This window comes from Streptomyces sp. NPDC052064, from assembly GCF_055585925.1.
In genome coordinates this window covers 31,009-48,302 of the sequence record NZ_JBVJJE010000018.1, presented here as the reverse complement: position 1 = coordinate 48,302, position 17,294 = coordinate 31,009, and the positions used below count along the sequence as shown (strand labels likewise).

Here is a 17,294-nt window from a genome sequence, read left to right as displayed (position 1 = left end):
GGTTGGACGAGATACCCAGGCAGCCGACGACGATCAGACGAGCCCAGCCTCACGGAACGAATCAAGGTTGGGACGAATGGTCGCGGTAAGCCCGGTCCCAGCCACCGCATCCAGCGTCTTCAGACCATCGCCCGTGTTCAGCACAACGGTCGTCAACGACGGGTCGAGCACCCCGTTCTCGACCAGCTTCTTCGCCACGCCCACGGTCACACCGCCGGCGGTCTCCGCGAAGATGCCCTCGGTCCGGGCGAGGATCTTGATCGCGTCGACGATCTGCTCGTCGTTCACGTCCTCCACCGCACCGCCCGTGCGGCGCGCGATGTCGAGCACGTAGGGGCCGTCCGCCGGGTTGCCGATCGCCAGCGACTTGGCGATGGTGTCCGGCTTCTGGGGGCGTACGACGTCGTGGCCGGCCTTGTACGCCGTCGACACCGGCGAGCAGCCCTCGGCCTGCGCGCCGAAGATCTTGTACGGCTTGTCCTCGACCAGCCCGAGCTTGATCAGCTCCTGGAGGCCCTTGTCGATCTTCGTGAGCTGCGAGCCGGAGGCGATCGGCACCACGAGCTGGTCCGGCAGCTGCCAGCCGAGCTGCTCGCAGATCTCGTACGCCAGGGTCTTGGAGCCCTCCGCGTAGTACGGCCGGAGGTTGACGTTGACGAAGCCCCAGCCCTCGCCGGCCGGGTCGCCGATCAGCTCGGAGCAGAAGCGGTTCACGTCGTCGTAGTTGCCCTGGATGCCGACGAGTTCACCGCCGTAGACCGCGGCCATGACGACCTTGCCCTGCTCCAGGTCGTGCGGGATGAACACGCAGGAGCGGAAGCCGGCGCGGGCCGCCGCGGCACCCACGGCGCCGGCGAGGTTGCCGGTGGAGGAGCAGGACAGCGTGGTGAAGCCGAAGACGCGGGCGGCCTCGATGGCCTGGGCGACGACACGGTCCTTGAAGGAGTGCGTCGGGTTGCCGGAGTCGTCCTTGACGAAGAGCTTGCCGGCGTCGACACCCAGTTCGCGCGCGAGGTTGTCGGCCTTGACGAGCTGGGTCCAGCCCGGGTTGATGTTCGGCTTGTCCGCCACGTCGGCCGGGACCGGCAGCAGCGGGGCGTAGCGCCAGATGTTCGCGGGCCCCGCTTCGATCCGCTTGCGGAGTTCCTCGGTGTCGTAGGCCGAGAAGTCGTAGGCGATCTCCAGCGGGCCGAAACACTCCTCGCACGCGAAGACCGGGCCGAGGGGTACGCGGTGGCCGCACTCGCGGCAGCTCAGCGCGGCGGCGGGGCCGAGGTCTACGGTGGAGTGGGTGGTGCTTGCAACAGTCTGCACAGCCATGTGAGGCGAGGCCCTTTCTCCTCATCTTCCTCACGACGCATCTCGCCGTGAGACGGATTTGGCACCTTCCCGAGCCGGGAGCCTCGCGGAGCGGTCGACAGTGACCTACGAGTATCGGCTGGAGGGTTGCCGGGGCTTCATCGGGCCGTTTCCCTCTGCCCCTCTGGATGAGCTGTATGCGGTTGTAAACGACGGCTGACCCCGGACATGCGATGGTCATCCGCGTTGTTCAAGACTGTAACCGACGACCAGCACAGTTGAGATAGTCGTCCGAACCGCGAGATGGCTCACAGTCCGTCCCGCCGAGAGTACGCAGAGGAGCCGCCACGGTGCTGGAAGAAGTCGAGCGCTGGCTGAGCACCCGTTCCTGGTCAGCGACCGGTCGTCCGCTCCACCAGATTCTGGCCGCCAAGCAGCGCACGGGCCAGACGGTGAGCGTGGTGCTGCCCGCGCTCAACGAAGAGGAGACGGTCGGTGACATCGCCGCCGTCATCCGTCACGACCTGATGCGGCAGGTGCCGCTCGTCGACGAGCTGGTCGTCGTCGACTCGGGGTCGACCGACCGTACGTCGGAGGTGGCCGCCGCCGCGGGCGCGACGGTGGTGCACCGCGACGAGATCCTCCCGTCGATCCCGGCCGTGCCCGGCAAGGGCGAGGTGCTGTGGCGTTCCCTCCTCGTCACCCGCGGGGACATCGTCTGCTTCATCGACGCCGACCTGAGGGACTTCTCGTCCGACTTCGTCTCCGGGATCGTGGGCCCGCTGCTCACCGACCCGGACATCGACCTGGTGAAGGGCATGTACGACCGTCCGCTCGGCGGCGCTGCCGGGCAGGGCGGCCGGGTGACGGAACTGATGGCCCGCCCGCTGCTCAACATGCACTGGCCGCAGCTGGCCGGCTTCGTGCAACCGCTCGGCGGCGAGTACGCGGCCCGCCGCTCGCTGCTGGAGCAGCTGCCGTTCCCCGTCGGGTACGGCGTCGAGCTGGGCATGCTGGTCGACGCCCTGCACCTGGTGGGCCTGGACGCCCTCGCCCAGGTGGACATCGGAGTGCGCAAGCACCGGCACCAGGACGGGCAGGCACTGGGCCGGATGGCCGCCGCGATATACCGCACGGCCCAGCTGCGGCTGGCCCGCGGGCATCTGATCCGGCCGTCCCTGACGCAGTTCGAGCGGGGCGGGGACGGCTTCGAGCCGCGGACCTACTCCGTGGACACCGAGGAGCGTCCGCCGATGGTGGAGATCGCCGAGTACCAGGCGCGGAAGGCGGCGTGACCGGGGTCGTTTTCGGCCGGGTGGGTCAGGTCCGTACGTTTGAGCGTTTCCGGGCCGGGCTAGGTTGAGGCGTATGGCTTCGACGTACGGTGCTGCACAGGTGCTGGTGGCCTCCAACCGCGGCCCGGTCTCTTACGCGGTGGGCGAGGACGGTTCGCTGAACGCCAAGCGCGGCGGCGGCGGGCTGGTCTCGGGGCTGTCCGCGATCGGCTCGGACGCTGACGCGCTGTGGGTCTGCTCGGCGCTGTCCGACGGCGACCGCGAGGCGGTCCGGCGGGGCGTCGGCGAGGACGGCGTACGGATGCTGGACATCCCGGCCGACGTGCACGCGGACGCGTACAACGGCATCGCGAACTCGGTGCTGTGGTTCGTTCACCACATGCTCTACCAGACGCCGCTGGAGCCGGTCTTCGACGCGGAGTTCCGGCGCCAGTGGGCGTCCTACGAGACGTACAACCGGGCGTTCGCCGAGGCGCTGGCCGAGGAAGCCGCGCAGGGCGCGGCGGTGGTGGTGCAGGACTACCACCTGACGCTGGTGCCGGGCATGCTCCGCGAGCTGCGGCCGGACCTCAGGATCGGCCACTTCTCGCACACGCCCTGGGCGCCGCCCGAATACTTCCGGATGCTGCCGGACGACGTGGCCGGGCAGGTGCTGCGCGGCATGCTGGGCGCGGACCGGCTGGGCTTTCTCACGCAGCGCTGGGCGGACGCGTTCACCGCGTGCGCCGAGCAGTTCGCCGGCGGGCTCGGCGGCACGCGGATCGGCGTGCACGGGCTGGGGGCCGACGCGGACTTCCTGCGGCAGCGGTCGCACGAGGCGGACGTCGAGGAACGGATGGCCGCGCTCCGGGAGGAGATCGGCGAGGGCCGCCGCACCATCGTCCGGGTCGACCGCACCGAGCTGTCGAAGAACATCGTGCGCGGCCTGCTGGCCTACCGCCGGCTCCTCGACACGCACGCCGAGTGGCGCGAGCGCGTGGTGCACGTCGCGTTCGCGTACCCGTCGCGGCAGGACCTCGCGGTGTACCGGGAGTACACGGCTGAGGTGCAGCGGGTCTCGGACGAGATCAACGCCGAGTACGGGACGCCGGGGTGGACCCCGGTCGTACTGAACCTCAAGGACGACTTCGCCCGCTCCCTGGCCGCGTACCGGCTGGCCGACGTGGCGCTCGTCAACCCCATCCGGGACGGCATGAACCTCGTCGCCAAGGAGGTCCCGGTCATCTCCGACGCGGGCTGCGCGCTGGTGCTGTCGCGGGAGGCGGGGGCGTTCGAGGAGCTGGGCGAGGACGCGATCGTGGTGAACCCGTACGACGTGACGGGGACGGCGGTGGCCCTGCACGAGGCGCTCTCGATGCGCCCGGAGGAACGCGCCGAGCGCGGCAAGCGGCTGGCAGCGGCGGCGACCGCGCTGCCGCCGGCGCAGTGGTTCCTGGACCAGCTCGACGCGTTGAGGGGCTGATCGCCGATGACCGGTCCCACGGACTCCCCGCTGCCGGCGCCCGCCACGAAAGCCGGCCAGGAAGGTCTGGACGCTCTCCTCACCCACCCCGGCAAGGCGCTGATCGGCCTCGACTTCGACGGGACGCTCGCGCCGATCGTGGCCGACCCCGAGAAGGCCCGGGCCCACCCGGAGGCCGTGCCCGCACTGGCCGCGCTCGCGCCGAAGGTGGCCGCCGTGGCGGTGATCACCGGTCGGCCTGCCGAGGTCGCCGTGCGCAACGGCGGCTTCGCGGAGGTCCCGGGCCTGGAGCACCTCGTGGTCCTCGGCCACTACGGCGCCGAGCGCTGGGACGCCCGGACCGGCGAGGTCAGCGCCCCCGAGCCGCATCCCGGCGTCGCCGCGGTCCGCACCGAGCTGCCCGAGCTCCTCGAACGGTTCGGCGCGTCGCAGGGGACCTGGGTCGAGGACAAGGGCCGGGCGGTGGCGGTGCACACCCGCCGGGCCGCCGACCCGCAGGCCGCGCTGGACTCCCTGCGCGGACCGCTCGCCGGCCTGGCCGGCCGCCACGGCCTGATCGTGGAGCCCGGCCGCATGGTCCTCGAACTCCGCCCGCCCGGCATGGACAAGGGCGCCGCCCTCGCCGGGTTCGCCCGGGAGATCGGCGCCGGGTCCGTCCTCTTCGCCGGCGACGACCTGGGCGACCTGCCCGCCTACTCGGCCGTCGACGAGCTCCGCTCGGACGGCATGCCGGGCCTGCTGGTGTGCAGCGGCAGCGACGAGGTGACCGAGCTGAGGGAGCGGGCTGACGTGGTGGTGGACGGCCCGGAGGGTGTCGTACGCCTGCTGCGCGAGCTGGCGGACCGGCTCGGCTGACGCGTCCTGAGGGGGCCTTTCACTATGCCCGCCCGGGTCGCGCGGCCTGGCACCGCACCTCGCCGCGTTGCCGAAAAGCCCTAGTAGCTCCGCTACGAGGGCTCTCCGGCGCCTTGCGATGCACGGCACCAGACCACGCGACCTCATCCGGGCGCTCATAGTGAAAGGACCCCTAACGCTCCGCCCGGCGCGTCTCCCGTATGCGCCGCAGCCGGTTCACCGTCACCGGGTCGTGGGACAGGGCCCGGGGGTCGTCCAGCAGGGCGTTGAGGAGCTGGTAGTAGCGCACGGGGGCGAGGCCCAGCTCCTCCCGTATGGCCCGTTCCTTCGCACCGGGTCCGGAAAAACCGCGGCGTTCGAGCGCGAGGATGTCCCGCTCCCCGCGCCCGAGCCGCTCGTCACCCGTGTCCTCGTCCATGTCAGGCACCGTAACGCCCGCCACCGACAGCGGGACTACTCCGCGCTCTCCGCCCGGCTCGCCGCCGCCTGGAGGTGGCCCAGGACGCCCGAGGGGCTGCCGGAGGGCGCGACGGCCTTGCCGATCTGCGTCTTGACCTGGGCGCTGACGTCGGCCCAGGAGGTCTTGCCGACCGGGTAGAGCTCGGAGACCGGCAGTTCCTCCAGGAACGGCTTGAGGTGCCGGTCCTGGCCGGAGGCGGCCATGGTCTGGGACGCGGAGCCGGTGACCGGCAGCAGGTCGTACTCGCGGGAGAAGGCCAGCACGTTCTTCTCGCTGTAGACGAAGTCGAGGAAGTCGCCGACCTGGTCGCGGTGGCCGTTCTTCCGGAAGGCCGTCATCCAGTCGGCGACACCGAGCGTGGACTTGCTCGGCCCCTCCTTGCCGGGCGTCGGCACCATGCCGTACTCGACCCCGCGCTTGGCGGCGATCTTCATCAGGGAGGGGTGGCCGTTGAGCATGCCGACCTCGCCCTTGGCGAAGGCGGAGAACGCGGCGGCCCGGTTGAGCTCGCCGGGCGCGACCGGCCCGGTCAGGTCCTTGCCGACCAGTTCGTTCTTCAGCCAGGAGAAGGTGTCGATGTTCTCCGGGGAGTCGATGCCGTAGCTGCCGACGGTGTCGGCGTAGCCGCCCCCGCCGCTGAGCATCCACTGCATGGTCTCGGCCTGGGCCTCCTCCGGGCCGAGGGGCAGCGCGTAGGGGTACTTCACGCCCTCGTCCTTGAGTGCCTCGGCGTCGTCGGCCAGGTCGTCCCAGGTCCGGGGCGGGGTGATGCCGGCCTTGGCGAAGAGGGTCTTGTTGTAGAAGAGCACGCGGGTGGAGGAGGCGAACGGCATGCCGTACTGCACACCCTTGACCTGTCCCGCGGAGGCCAGCTGCCCGACGAAGTCTGCCTGCACGGGTATGGAGAGCAGGTCGTCGGCCTTGTAGAGCTGGTTCTGCGCCGCGTAGTCGGCGTACGCGCCGATCTGCGCCATGTCCGGCGGGTCACCGGCGGCGACCATCTCCCGGACCTTGCGGTCGACGTCGTTCCAGGAGTAGACGCTGACGTCGATCTTCACACCGGGGTTGTCGGCCTCGTACTCCTCGACGAGCTTGTCCCAGTACTTCTTGGAGCTGTTGGCCGCACTGTCGCCGTAGTCGGCGGCGACCAGCTTCAGGGTCACGTCGGCGGAGCCGCCCGTCACGCCACAGCCGCCGAGGACCGCCGTCATGCCCAGTGCGGACACCACCGCGATCGTTTCTGCCATTCGCCGCCGCTGCACCGCTGTTCTTCCCCAACCCTGGCGTCACCGCCAACGAAAGTTTTCGATATTCGGAACAAGGTCTACACCACCTAAGTGGACTAGACCTCTCGCGGGTCCTCGGGTCACACTGTTCTCCGTGAGACATGTCATCGCCCTCGACGTGGGCGGCACCGGAATGAAGGGCGCCCTGGCCGGGCCGGAGGGCGAGCTGCTGCACCGCGCCCGCCGCCCCACCGGACGCGAGCACGGACCGGACTCCGTGGTCGCGGGCATCCTCGACTTCGCCGCCGAGCTGCGCGCGTACGGCGCCGAGCACTTCGGCACGCCCGCGTCGGCCGCCGGCGTGGCCGTCCCCGGCATCGTCGACGAGGCGCGGGGCATCGCCGCGTACTCGGCGAACCTCGGCTGGCGCGACGTGGCCCTGCGCGACCTGCTGGCGGAGCGACTGGGCGTCCCGGTCGCCCTCGGCCACGACGTACGGACCGGCGGCCTCGCCGAGGGCCGGGTCGGCGCGGGCCGGGGCGCCGACCGGTTCCTGTTCGTGGCCCTGGGCACCGGCATCGCGGGCGCCATCGGAGTCGACGGCCGGGTCGAGGCGGGCGCGCACGGCTTCGCGGGCGAGATCGGCCACATCGTCGTACGCCCCGGCGGAGCCGAGTGCCCCTGCGGCCAGCGCGGCTGCCTGGAGCGCTTCGCCTCGGCGGCGGCGGTGAGCGAGGCCTGGGCCGCGGCCTCCGGGGACCCGGGGGCGGACGCGGCGGACTGCGCGAAGGCGGTGGACTCCGGCGACCCGAGGGCGCGGGCGGTCTGGCAGGGGGCGGTGGACGCCCTGGCCGACGGCCTGGTCACGGCCCTGACCCTGCTGGATCCTCGCACCCTGATCATCGGCGGGGGGCTGGCGGAGGCGGGGGAAACTCTGTTCACCCCACTACGGGAAGCCCTCCGCCACCGCATCACCTTCCAGAAACAACCGTCAATCGTCCCCGCGGCTCTGGGGGACAGCGCCGGTTGCCTGGGGGCGGGCCTGCTGGCCTGGGATCTTCTGTCGTCGACCGACCGTATGGAGGTAACGCCCTGATGACCGATGCCCCAGGGGCGCGGGGAACTGCGCGACCAGCCACCACGCACTCGCACCCGGCGACGGCCGGACACCCCACGGTCCTCACCGGCGCAACCGTCGTCCTCCCCACAGGAACCGTCGAAAACGGCCAGCTGACCATCGACGGCCCCCGCATCACCCACACAGCCCCCGAAAACGCCCAGGTCATCGACGTAACCGGCCACTACGTACTCCCCGGCTTCGTCGACCTCCACAACCACGGCGGAGGCGGAGCCTCCTTCACCTCCGGGTCGGCCGAGGACATCCTCAAGGGCATCCACACCCACCGCCTGCACGGCACGACCACCCTGGTCGCCTCGACCGTCACCGGCGACATGGACTTCCTCACCCGGCGCGCGGGCCTGCTGAGCGAGCTGGCCGAGCAGGGCGAGATCGCCGGCATCCACTTCGAGGGACCGTTCATCTCCCCCTGCCGCAAGGGCGCGCACTCCGAGGAACTGCTGCGCGACCCGGACCCGGCGGAGGTCCGCAAGCTGATCGACGCGGCCCGGGGGAAGGCGAAGATGGTCACGCTGGCCACCGAACTTCCGGGCGGCCTGGACTCCGTACGCCTCCTGGCGGAACACGGCGTGATCGCGGCAATCGGGCATACGGACGCGACGTACGAGCAGACGGCCGAGGCCATCGACGCGGGCGCGACGGTCGCCACCCACCTCTTCAACGCGATGCCGCCACTGGGCCACCGATCCCCCGGCCCGATCGCCGCGCTCCTGGAGGACGACCGGATCACGGTCGAGCTGATCAACGACGGCACGCATCTGCACCCCGCCGCACTCCAGCTGGCGTTCCACCGCGCGGGAGCGCACAGGGTGGCGTTCATCACGGACGCGATGGACGCGGCCGGTTTCGGCGACGGCCGCTACTGGCTGGGCCCGCTGGAGGTGGAGGTCGCGGACGGCGTGGCCCGCCTGGTGGCGGACGGCACGATCGCCGGGTCCACCCTCACCCTGGACCGTGCCTTCAAGCGGGCGGTCACCGTCGACGGCCTGTCCGTCGAGGACGCGGTGGCGGCACTCTCGGCCACCCCGGCCCGGCTCCTCGGCATGGACGACCGGATCGGCTCCCTGGAGCCCGGCAAGGACGCGGATCTGGTGCTCCTGGACGCGGACTACGAGCTCAAGGGCGTGATGCGCCGGGGCGAATGGGTAGTCGGTCCCCAACTGCACTGATCCGTCCCCGCAGTCGAGAGACGGTGGCCGCCCCAGGACTGGGCCGACCGCCGTCTCTTTGGCATGATCGAGCTGCGGAACGTTCACGGCAGCAAGCGCATTCTCGGGGGAGGTCGGCCCAGGTGATCCTCACGGTCACACTGAACACCGCTCTCGACATCACCTACCGCGTACGGTCCCTCCGGCCACACGCCTCCCACCGCGTCTCCGAGGTGACGGAACGCCCCGGCGGCAAGGGCGTCAACGTGGCCCGGGTGCTCGCGGCGCTCGGGCACGAGGTGACGGTGACCGGTTTCACGGGCGGTGCGACGGGACAGGTCGTGCAGGAGCTGCTCGCTGCGGTGCCGGGCGTGGTGGACGCGCTGGTCCCGGTTCCGGGCGCCACCCGCCGCACGATCGCCGTCGTCGACGAGCAGACCGGCGACACGACGCAGCTCAACGAACCGGGCCCGATGGTGACGCCCGCCGAATGGTCGGCCTTCCAGGATGCCTACGAGGACCTGCTGCCGTCCGCCTCGGCAGTGGCACTGTGCGGCAGCCTCCCACCGGGCGTGCCGGTCGGTGCGTACGCCGGCCTGGTCCGTACGGCCCGTGCCGCCGGTGTCCCGGTCCTCCTGGACACGAGCGGCGAAGCCCTGCGCCGGGGCGTCGCGGCCCGCCCGGACATCATCAAGCCGAACGCCGACGAACTGGCGGAACTCACCGGCTCCCACGAGCCCCTGCGGGCCACGCAGGACGCCCGCCGCCGGGGCGCGGGCGCGGTGGTCGCGTCCCTCGGCCCCGAGGGCCTCCTCGCCGCCACCCGAGAGGGCCGCTGGCGAGCCACCCCACCGACCTCTGTGCGAGGCAACCCGACGGGCGCGGGCGACTCGGTGGTCGCGGGCCTGCTGTCGGGCCTGGTCGAACACCTCCCCTGGCCGCACCGCCTGGCCCGGGCAACGGCCTTGTCGGTGGCGACGGTGCAGGCGCCGGTGGCCGGGGAGTTCGAGCGAGGGGTGTATGAGGATCTGCTGGGGCGGGTGGCGGTGACGGGCGAGGTCAGTGCCGCGTGAGCGGGGCCGTCACCGCTGGAGCCAGAGTTGGTCGAGGACTGCGTCACACTGATTGCCCTCGTTGCAGGCCAGCTCGATCGTGTTGGTGCCCTTGGTCAGGGTGACCGGAGCCCAGGAGGTCTGCCAGCCCTTTTCCCAGTCGCCCTTCGGTGAGCCGATGAAGTTCTTCAGGCCCATGGGCTGGGTGTTCGCCTTGCCGTTCACCAGCAGCGTCGCATTGGCGTCGACACCAGGAATGCTGTAGCGGGCATACAGCCGATAGTCGCCGGCCTTCTCGATCCCGTTGACCGTCCAGGTCACCTTGGCGCCGACATGGTTGAAGCCCGTCACATAGACGCCACCGTCGGCCTTCGAGCCCTTGATGTCCGACGCCGTCGAAACGCCCGGCCCGAGCCGCAACGCCTTCACGTCGGTCTTGGGCAGCTCCACCTCGCTCTGCTCGCCCTTGCTCGGCGACGGGCTCGGCTTCGCGTTCTGGGACTGCGTCGGCACCGTGCCCGCCTGGTCGTCGGTGTTGTCCTGGTCCTTCTCGCCGCCCAGCATGGCCACGCCGATGCCGATGACGACCGCGGCGACCACCGCGATCGCGCCGATCAGCAGACCCTTGGTGTTCGGCCCACGACCGCCACGGCCACCACCGCCGCCCGGCAACTGCTGCTGGGCGGTGGGGGCACCGCCGGGCAGCGTCTCCGGTGCCGCGTAGTGCGCGTTCGGCTGGCCGTAGCCGCCCTGCTGCTGCGGGGCCTGCCCATAGGGCGCCGTCTGCGCGCTCTGCGCCTGCTGGCCGTACTGGCGCGTGCCGACCGCCCGCACCCGGTTGACCGAGTTCGGGTAGCCGTAGCCCCCGGACGGCGGCTGGGCGCCGTTGGCCTGCCCGTCGGCGTAGAGATAACCGAACGGGTCGTCGTCCTCGGGCGTGCTCGCGCCGTTGTTGCCGGGCGTCATCCCTTGGTCTCCTCAGTCAGGTGCGGTGCAATGCGGTACATGAAGCAGAGGGCGAGCCTACCCGCTCCCAGTGACCCAAACGGGTGACTCAGACCGCATCAACTCGCTGACCTGGGACTCACCCGGCGCGTCTGTGTTGTTTGGGACGAGATCGTTTCTCGACGTACATCCGCTCGTCAGCGGATTTCAACACTTCGTCCGCCGTCATTCCACAGTGTGCCCATCCGATGCCGAAGCTGGCGCCGACCCGGACGGCCCGCCCCTCGGCACGGATGGGCTGGATGATCTCGTTGCGCAGGCGGACCGCGAGGTCCTGCGCGTCGGCGCGGCCGAGCCCGTCGGCGAGGATGACGAATTCGTCACCGCCGAGCCGGGCGACGGTGTCACCGTCGCGGACGCCGTTGCTCAGCCGACGGGCGACCTCGATGAGAACCGCGTCACCCGCGTTGTGCCCGAACCGGTCGTTGATCGACTTGAAGCCGTCGAGGTCGCAGAAGAGGACGGCGAGGCCCTTGGTGCCGTCGTCGTGGTCACCGTCCGGGGCGACGGTGTGCACATGGTGGTCGTAGGCGTCGAACGGCTCGGCGCTCGGCCCGAAGTCGAAGGCGTGGCCGATCGCGTCGAAGGCGGGGTGGCCGGAGGCCGCGTCGTGGGACTCGACGATGCCGGGGTGCGGGGACGCGGCGCGCTGGCACAGCCGGGCGGACAGGCGTGAGCGCAGCTCGGCGGAGTTCGGCAGGCCCGTGAGCGAGTCGTGGGAGGCGCGGTGGGCGAGCTGGAGCTCGCGGCGCTTGCGCTCCTCGATGTCCTCGACGTGGGTGAGGAGGAAGCGCGGTCCGTCGGCGGCGTCCGCGACCACGCTGTTGCGCAGGCTGACCCAGACGTAGGTGCCGTCCCGGCGGCCGAGGCGGAGCTCGGCGCGGCCGCCCTCGGCGGAGGTCCGCAGGAGCGTGCCTATGTCCTCGGGGTGGACCAGGTCGGAGAACGAGTAGCGGCGCATCGCGGAGGCGGGGCGGCCCAGCAGCCGGCACAGGGCGTCGTTCGTGCGCAGGATCCGCCCGTGCTGGTCGCCGCCCATCTCGGCGATGGCCATGCCGGACGGCGCGTACTCGAAGGCCTGCCTGAAGCTTTCCTCACTGGCCCGCAGCGCCTGCTGCTCGCGCTCCAGCCGGACGAGCGCCCGCTGCATGTTGGCGCGCAGCCGGGCGTTGCTGATCGCGATGGCGGCCTGGAAGGCGTACATCTGGAGCGCCTCGCGGCCCCAGGCACCGGGGCGGCGGCCGTTGCGCGGCCGGTCCACGGACAGCACGCCGATCAGCTCGCCGCAGGCGGCACTGCCCTGCGGGCCGGGCGCGTACATGGGCGCGAAGAGCCGGTCGGCCGGGTGCCACTCGTCCTCGAAGCGGGGGGCGGGGCCGTCGGTGTACCACTGCGGGACGTCGTCGTCGTCGAGGACCCAGCCCTCGGTGTGCGGTATGAACACCAGGTCGCCCCAGTGCTCGCCCATGCCGAGGCGGCGGTCCCAGGACTCGCGGGAGCCGACGCGGCCGGTGATGAGGGCCTCGGCGGCGGGGTTCCCGGCGAAGGCGGCGACGACGAGGTCGCCGTCGGGCCGTACGAGGTTCACGCACGCCAGCTCGTACCCGAGGGCGGCGACGACGCCCTCCGCGACGGTCTGCAGTGTGTCCGCCAGGCTGCGGGCCGTGTTCATGTCGGCCATGACCTGGTGCAGTTGCCGCAGGGACGCAAGGCGGACGTAGGGCTCCGACTCGGTCTCCATGCTCGCCCTCCCCCCGAGACCTCGCAGCGAATCAAGGGTTCTCATCGGCGTATCGTCCTGGCAGCTTCCCAGCCACTGAATCACAGCGCGCTGCTCACTCGGTACACAGGGTCAACAATTCTCGCCCCTTGTGACTCAAGTCACAGGCAAACCTGAACAACTGAGTGGAGTTTCTGCGTTCCTCACATGCGTCTACCGAAGGCAGACTTTGTCGCGTTGCGCACACCTTTTCCCGGGAGTCCGTCGCGAGTCCTAAGACCGTGATCGGGCGGGAGCCCGATGCGGGGCGCCGGGGACGGAGATTAGCGTTTCAGACGTGCCGAACACTCCCACTGCCACGTCCCCGATCATTCCGCCGCCCGCCTCCGGGCATGCTGAGGGGGTGAGCAACGACAAGTTCCGCGCCGCCATGTCCCGGCTGGCCTCGGGCGTGGTCCTGGTGACCGCGCAGGAGCCGCCGCTGGACCCTGACGACCCCTCGGCGCCGGACAGCGAGGACGTGGGCATGACGGCCACGGCCTTCATGTCGGTGTCCCTGGACCCGCCCCTGGTGCTGGTGAGCCTGCGCGAGGGCTCCCGCATGGACGAGCTGCTCGAGGAGCAGCCGCTGTGGGCGGTCTCGGTCCTCTCCGAGAGCCAGCGCCACATCGCGGGCCGCTTCGCCATGAAGGGCCGCGTCAGCGACCGTCTGCTCTTCGCGGACATCCCGTACACGCGCGGCGAGTACACCGACGCGCCCCTGGTCGGCGGCGCCCTGGCCGTCCTGGAGTGCCGCACCGAGCAGCGGGTACCGGCCGGAGACCACACCCTGGTCATCGGCCGCGTCCTGACGGCCCGCGTCCCGAGCGCGGACGGCGGGCCGCTGACGTACTTCCGGGGGCGGTACCGGCACCTGGGGTGAGGCGGAAGAACCCGGTGGCCCGGGGCGATCGGCGCGCCTAGGGTGCGCGCATGACAACGACGGGTCCGCGCCTCGAAGAGATCACCGCCGGTAACCTCGACGCCGCGCTCGGCATCCGCGTCCGGCCCGACCAGGAGCACGCGGTCGCCCCGGTCGTGAAGTCCCTGGCCGAGGCGTATGTGCATCCCGGCATCGCCTGGCCCCGCCTGATCGTCGACGGCGACCGCCCGGTCGGCTTCCTCATGGCCTTCCTCGACAACGACTGGTACGAGGACGGCAGCGTGCTGCGCTCGGGCCTGTGGCGGCTGAACATCGCGGCCGGGGAGCAGGGCAAGGGGTACGGCCGCTTCGCCGTCGAGTCCGTCGCCGACGAGCTGCGCCGGCGCGGCACCAAGCAGTTCTACGTCACCTGGCATCCCGGCGCCGACGGCCCGGAGGGCTTCTACCTGGGGCTCGGCTTCCGTCCCAACGGAGAGACCAGCGAAGGCGAGACGGTCGGGGTTCTGGACCTGGCCTAGCCCCAGTTGCGCGGGGAGCGGCCCCGCTTGGTCTCCGAGCGCTGCTTCTTCTCGCGCAGCCGCCGCTCGTTGATGCCCCGGGGGATCCGGGTCGGCCTGCGGGGCTTGGGCGGGGGTGCGGTGGCCTCGGCCAGGAGCGCGGCGAGGCGTACGGCGGCGGCCTCGCGGTTGCGCCACTGGGACCGGTGCTCGGAGGACCGTACGGTGACGACTCCGTCGACCAGGCGCCCGGCCAGCCGCTCCAGCGCCCGCTGCTTCCACACCTCGGGCAGCGCCTCGGTCCCCGCCAGGTCGAAACTGAGCTCGACCTTCGAGTCACTGGTGTTGACGTGCTGTCCGCCGGGCCCCGAGGACCGCGAGAAACGCCACATGAGCTCGGCCTCGGGCAGGGAGACGGAGCCGCGGATGACGTGGGGACCAGACATGCCGTCCATGTTCCCGCTCCTGTCCCGTCCACGTCATCCGAATAATCGCGCGTAAAGAAAGTAAAGGACCTGGAACCTCGCGTACCCCTCTCCACGTTCATGGGGGTAGCTGTAGCTTCTTTGCCGTACGTATACGAGGGAAGGGACTCCCAACAATGGCTGTAAGCCTGTCCAAGGGTGGCAACGTCTCGCTCACCAAGGAGGCTCCGGGCCTGACCGCTGTCACCGTGGGCCTCGGCTGGGACGTCCGCACCACCACCGGCACAGACTTCGACCTCGACGCGTCCGCGATCGCGGTCAACACGCAGGGCAAGGTCTACTCGGACGCCCACTTCGTCTTCTTCAACAACAAGCAGACCCCGGACAGCTCCATCGTCCACACCGGTGACAACCGCACGGGTGAGGGCGCCGGCGACGACGAGGCGATCAACGTCAACCTCGCCGCGCTCCCGGCCGACATCGACAAGATCGTCTTCCCGGTGTCCATCTACGACGCCGAGAACCGCTCGCAGAACTTCGGCCAGGTCCGCAACGCCTACATCCGCATCGTCAACCAGGCCGGCGGCGCCGAGATCGCCCGCTACGACCTGTCGGAGGACGCCGCCACGGAGACGGCCATGGTCTTCGGCGAGCTGTACCGCAACGGCGCGGAGTGGAAGTTCCGCGCGGTCGGCCAGGGCTACGCCTCAGGCCTGGTCGGCATCGCCCAGGACTTCGGCGTGAACGTCTGACGGACGCCCCGCTCGTCCTGACTGCGGAGCCCCCCGGCCTTGTGTAAGAGGGCCGGGGGGCTCCGGGCCTTCAGGGGGATGCTCCGGGCCTTCAGGGCCGCTCCGGCTTCCCCTCCCCGTACAGCCAGTCCTCCCAGATCCCGTCGAAGTCCTTCCCGGGCACCTGCTCCTCGACGTACGCCGTGAAGTCGGCCGTGTCCGCGTTCCCATGGCGATGGGCCGCCGCCCAGCCCCGGAGGATGTCGCCGAACACCTCGTCACCGACGGTCTGGCGGACCTTGTGGAGGACCATGGCGCCGCGCTGGTAGACGGGGTCTCCGGAGAGGTGCGCGGCGTCCGCGGGTTCCGCGGGCGGGAAGGACCAGAGGTCCTTGTAGGTCTTCTCCCCGTGGTCGTACAGCGCGTCGAAGGTCTCCTGCGCCGTCTCGCCGCCGTGGTCCTCCCGCCACAGCCACTCCGCGTACGTCGCGAAGCCCTCGTTGAGCCACATGTCCCGCCAGCTCCTCGGCGTCACGGAGTCGCCGTACCACTGGTGGGCGAGCTCGTGGACGAGGAGCGTGATGTCGGGGGCGCCGGGGAAGACGGGGCGCGTCTGGGTCTCCAGCGCGTAGCCGGCCTCGGCCGCGCGGTCGACGATCGCGCCGGTGGAGGAGAAGGGGTACGGGCCGAATCGCCGCTCCGCCCAGCGCAGCACCTCGGGGATCCGCGCGAGGACCGCGCGGCTCCCCTCCTTCTCCGCCGGGTCGACGGCCGTGTACACGGGCAGGCCTTCCCCCGTCCTGGACCGGCTGATGTCGAAGTCGCCGATCGCGAGCGTGGTGAGGTAGCTCGCCATCGGCTCGGCGGTACGCCAGGTGAAGGTCGTCCGGCCTCGCGCGGTCGTCTCGCTGCGCAACTCCCCGTTCGACACGGCTCGCAGCCCCTGCGGCACGGTCACCGTGAGGTCGTACGCCGCCTTGTCGGAGGGGTGGTGGTTGCCGGGGAACCACGCCATGGACCCGGTGGGCTCGCCCAGCGCGAGCGCCCCGTCCGTCGTGCGCAGCCAGCCCTCCTGGGAGCCGTCCGGGTCGGTGACGGTCTCGGGCGCCCCGGAGTAGCGGACCGTCACGCGGAACGTCTCGTCCTGGTCGAGATCCTCGCGCGGCCGAACGGTGAGCTCCTGCCCGGCACGGTTCCAGCGGGCGGTCTCGCCGTCGACGGTGACCTTTCCGGCCTCCAGACCGAGCAGGTCGAGGTTGAAGGCGGAGAGGGCCTTGGTGGCCCGGGCGGTGAGGGTGGCCGTGCCGGTGAGGTGGTGTGCGTCCGGGTCGTAGTCGAGGCGCAGGCCGTAGTGGGTGACGTCGTAGCCGCCGTTGCCGGCCTTCGGGAAGTACGGGTCGCGTACGCCGGAGCCGCCCGGGGTGCCGTGGACTCCGCCGCCGCACGCGGTGAGGGCGAGAGCGCTGACGAGCAGGGCGGGGACAAGACGTACAGATCGACGTACAGATCGGGCCACGATCGCGATCCTATGGGCGCGTGACACCATCACATCCGTGCTCGACATCGGCTACGCCCTCTCCAACCGCTTCCCTGACCCGCCGCAGACCGACTACCGCCGTGCGGACGTCCGCGCCCTGCGGCACGACCTGTTCTGCGGTGACGTCTATCTGGCGGACACCAAGACGGACCATGAAGTGTCCACAGCCTGGGGATGGGTGCCGGTGCTCGACTTCGCGTGGGCACTGTGCGACATCGCGGAGCGGATCGACCGGGACCCGGCGGGTTCCCGGGCGTCCCGGCCGCAGCGGGCGGAGCTGGACTTCACCGAGTCGACCGACCGGATGCTCTTCGAGCGCCGCTTCGGGTGGGTGGACATCGAGGCCGACTGGATGCCGGCGGAGGAGCCCCCGCTCACCGTCTCCCACACCGAACTGCGCCGCGAGGCCAGGGACTTCCTGCACGACCTGATCGCCGACCTCACCGACCTGCACGACGACCTCGCCGAGAACCCGGCGATCTGGACCCTCCAGGCCCGCTTTCCCAGGATCCCGTGAGAGCT

17 protein-coding genes and 1 riboswitch are annotated in these 17,294 nt (G+C 71.0%); of the genes, 10 read left to right on the top strand and 7 right to left on the bottom strand.

Features of this window, described 5'->3' with window-relative positions; genetic code table 11:
* Nucleotides 1–33 precede the first annotated feature (33 nt).
* A complete protein-coding gene (thrC, locus tag ACZ6TU_RS36100; RefSeq protein ID WP_467672685.1) occupies nt 34–1,320 on the bottom strand; it encodes a threonine synthase in 1,287 nt (428 codons plus the stop codon).
* An 18-nt stretch (nt 1,321–1,338) separates the two neighbouring features.
* A riboswitch (SAM riboswitch) is annotated at nt 1,339–1,494 on the bottom strand.
* Between the two features lie 155 nt (nt 1,495–1,649).
* Here thrC and ACZ6TU_RS36095 point away from each other — a divergent pair.
* The 3 genes from ACZ6TU_RS36095 to otsB all read left to right on the top strand — a co-directional run bounded on the left by ACZ6TU_RS36095 (nt 1,650) and on the right by otsB (nt 4,911).
* Nucleotides 1,650–2,594, top strand: a complete 945-nt coding sequence (locus ACZ6TU_RS36095; RefSeq protein ID WP_467672683.1) for a glucosyl-3-phosphoglycerate synthase — start codon at nt 1,650–1,652, stop codon at nt 2,592–2,594.
* A gap of 73 nt (nt 2,595–2,667) precedes the next feature.
* Entirely contained in the window at nt 2,668–4,056 is a 1,389-nt protein-coding gene (locus tag ACZ6TU_RS36090; RefSeq protein ID WP_469553037.1) for an alpha,alpha-trehalose-phosphate synthase (UDP-forming), read from the top strand.
* A 6-nt stretch (nt 4,057–4,062) separates the two neighbouring features.
* A complete protein-coding gene (gene otsB, locus ACZ6TU_RS36085; protein ID WP_467672679.1) occupies nt 4,063–4,911 on the top strand; it encodes a trehalose-phosphatase in 849 nt (282 codons plus the stop codon).
* A 172-nt stretch (nt 4,912–5,083) separates the two neighbouring features.
* On the opposite strand, the gene ACZ6TU_RS36080 is transcribed toward otsB, so the two are convergent.
* Together ACZ6TU_RS36080 and ACZ6TU_RS36075 are read right to left on the bottom strand one after the other, a co-directional pair.
* A complete protein-coding gene (locus tag ACZ6TU_RS36080) occupies nt 5,084–5,329 on the bottom strand; it encodes a DUF3263 domain-containing protein (protein ID WP_467672677.1) in 246 nt (81 codons plus the stop codon).
* A gap of 35 nt (nt 5,330–5,364) precedes the next feature.
* Nucleotides 5,365–6,618, bottom strand: coding sequence for an ABC transporter substrate-binding protein (locus ACZ6TU_RS36075; protein WP_467672675.1), 1,254 nt, complete (start codon nt 6,616–6,618; stop codon nt 5,365–5,367).
* A gap of 133 nt (nt 6,619–6,751) precedes the next feature.
* Between ACZ6TU_RS36075 and ACZ6TU_RS36070 the strand changes: the two genes are divergently transcribed.
* From ACZ6TU_RS36070 to ACZ6TU_RS36060, 3 genes are all read left to right on the top strand, one after another.
* Nucleotides 6,752–7,693 (top strand): ROK family protein, encoded by a 942-nt coding sequence (locus ACZ6TU_RS36070; RefSeq protein ID WP_469553034.1) that lies wholly within the window; start codon nt 6,752–6,754, stop codon nt 7,691–7,693.
* Nucleotides 7,693–8,904: an N-acetylglucosamine-6-phosphate deacetylase gene (gene nagA / locus ACZ6TU_RS36065; protein ID WP_467672671.1), complete on the top strand. Its 1,212-nt coding sequence runs from the start codon at nt 7,693–7,695 to the stop codon at nt 8,902–8,904. Before ACZ6TU_RS36070 ends, nagA begins: the two co-directional genes overlap by 1 nt.
* Before the next feature lie 122 nt (nt 8,905–9,026).
* The gene (locus ACZ6TU_RS36060) at nt 9,027–9,956 is read left to right on the top strand and encodes a 1-phosphofructokinase family hexose kinase (protein WP_469553031.1); all 930 of its coding nucleotides are present in this window, start codon (nt 9,027–9,029) and stop codon (nt 9,954–9,956) included.
* A gap of 9 nt (nt 9,957–9,965) precedes the next feature.
* Here ACZ6TU_RS36060 and ACZ6TU_RS36055 read toward each other — a convergent pair whose 3' ends face one another.
* Nucleotides 9,966–10,901, bottom strand: a complete 936-nt coding sequence (locus tag ACZ6TU_RS36055; RefSeq protein WP_469553029.1) for a CBM35 domain-containing protein — start codon at nt 10,899–10,901, stop codon at nt 9,966–9,968.
* A 118-nt stretch (nt 10,902–11,019) separates the two neighbouring features.
* The gene (gene cdgB, locus ACZ6TU_RS36050; protein ID WP_467672665.1) at nt 11,020–12,681 is read right to left on the bottom strand and encodes a diguanylate cyclase CdgB; all 1,662 of its coding nucleotides are present in this window, start codon (nt 12,679–12,681) and stop codon (nt 11,020–11,022) included.
* Between the two features lie 316 nt (nt 12,682–12,997).
* Here cdgB and ACZ6TU_RS36045 point away from each other — a divergent pair, with 316 nt between their 5' ends.
* Both ACZ6TU_RS36045 and ACZ6TU_RS36040 read left to right on the top strand, forming a co-directional pair.
* Nucleotides 12,998–13,582: a flavin reductase family protein gene (locus tag ACZ6TU_RS36045; RefSeq protein ID WP_469553027.1), complete on the top strand. Its 585-nt coding sequence runs from the start codon at nt 12,998–13,000 to the stop codon at nt 13,580–13,582.
* 50 nt (nt 13,583–13,632) lie between these two features.
* Complete coding sequence (locus ACZ6TU_RS36040; RefSeq protein WP_467672660.1) at nt 13,633–14,100, top strand: GNAT family N-acetyltransferase; 468 nt, start codon at nt 13,633–13,635, stop codon at nt 14,098–14,100.
* On the opposite strand, the gene arfB is transcribed toward ACZ6TU_RS36040, so the two are convergent.
* Nucleotides 14,097–14,534 (bottom strand): alternative ribosome rescue aminoacyl-tRNA hydrolase ArfB, encoded by a 438-nt coding sequence (gene arfB / locus ACZ6TU_RS36035; RefSeq protein ID WP_467672659.1) that lies wholly within the window; start codon nt 14,532–14,534, stop codon nt 14,097–14,099. The two genes, ACZ6TU_RS36040 and arfB, sit on opposite strands and share 4 nt — an antisense overlap.
* A gap of 146 nt (nt 14,535–14,680) precedes the next feature.
* Here arfB and ACZ6TU_RS36030 point away from each other — a divergent pair, with 146 nt between their 5' ends.
* The gene (locus tag ACZ6TU_RS36030; protein WP_467672657.1) at nt 14,681–15,256 is read left to right on the top strand and encodes a TerD family protein; all 576 of its coding nucleotides are present in this window, start codon (nt 14,681–14,683) and stop codon (nt 15,254–15,256) included.
* A gap of 91 nt (nt 15,257–15,347) precedes the next feature.
* On the opposite strand, the gene ACZ6TU_RS36025 is transcribed toward ACZ6TU_RS36030, so the two are convergent.
* Complete coding sequence (locus tag ACZ6TU_RS36025) at nt 15,348–16,781, bottom strand: M1 family metallopeptidase (RefSeq protein WP_469553110.1); 1,434 nt, start codon at nt 16,779–16,781, stop codon at nt 15,348–15,350.
* Between the two features lie 7 nt (nt 16,782–16,788).
* Here ACZ6TU_RS36025 and ACZ6TU_RS36020 point away from each other — a divergent pair, with 7 nt between their 5' ends.
* Nucleotides 16,789–17,289 carry a hypothetical protein gene (locus ACZ6TU_RS36020; protein ID WP_467672655.1) on the top strand — a complete coding sequence of 167 codons (501 nt, stop codon included), beginning with the start codon at nt 16,789–16,791 and terminating at the stop codon, nt 17,287–17,289.
* The last annotated feature ends 5 nt before the right edge of the window (nt 17,290–17,294 follow it).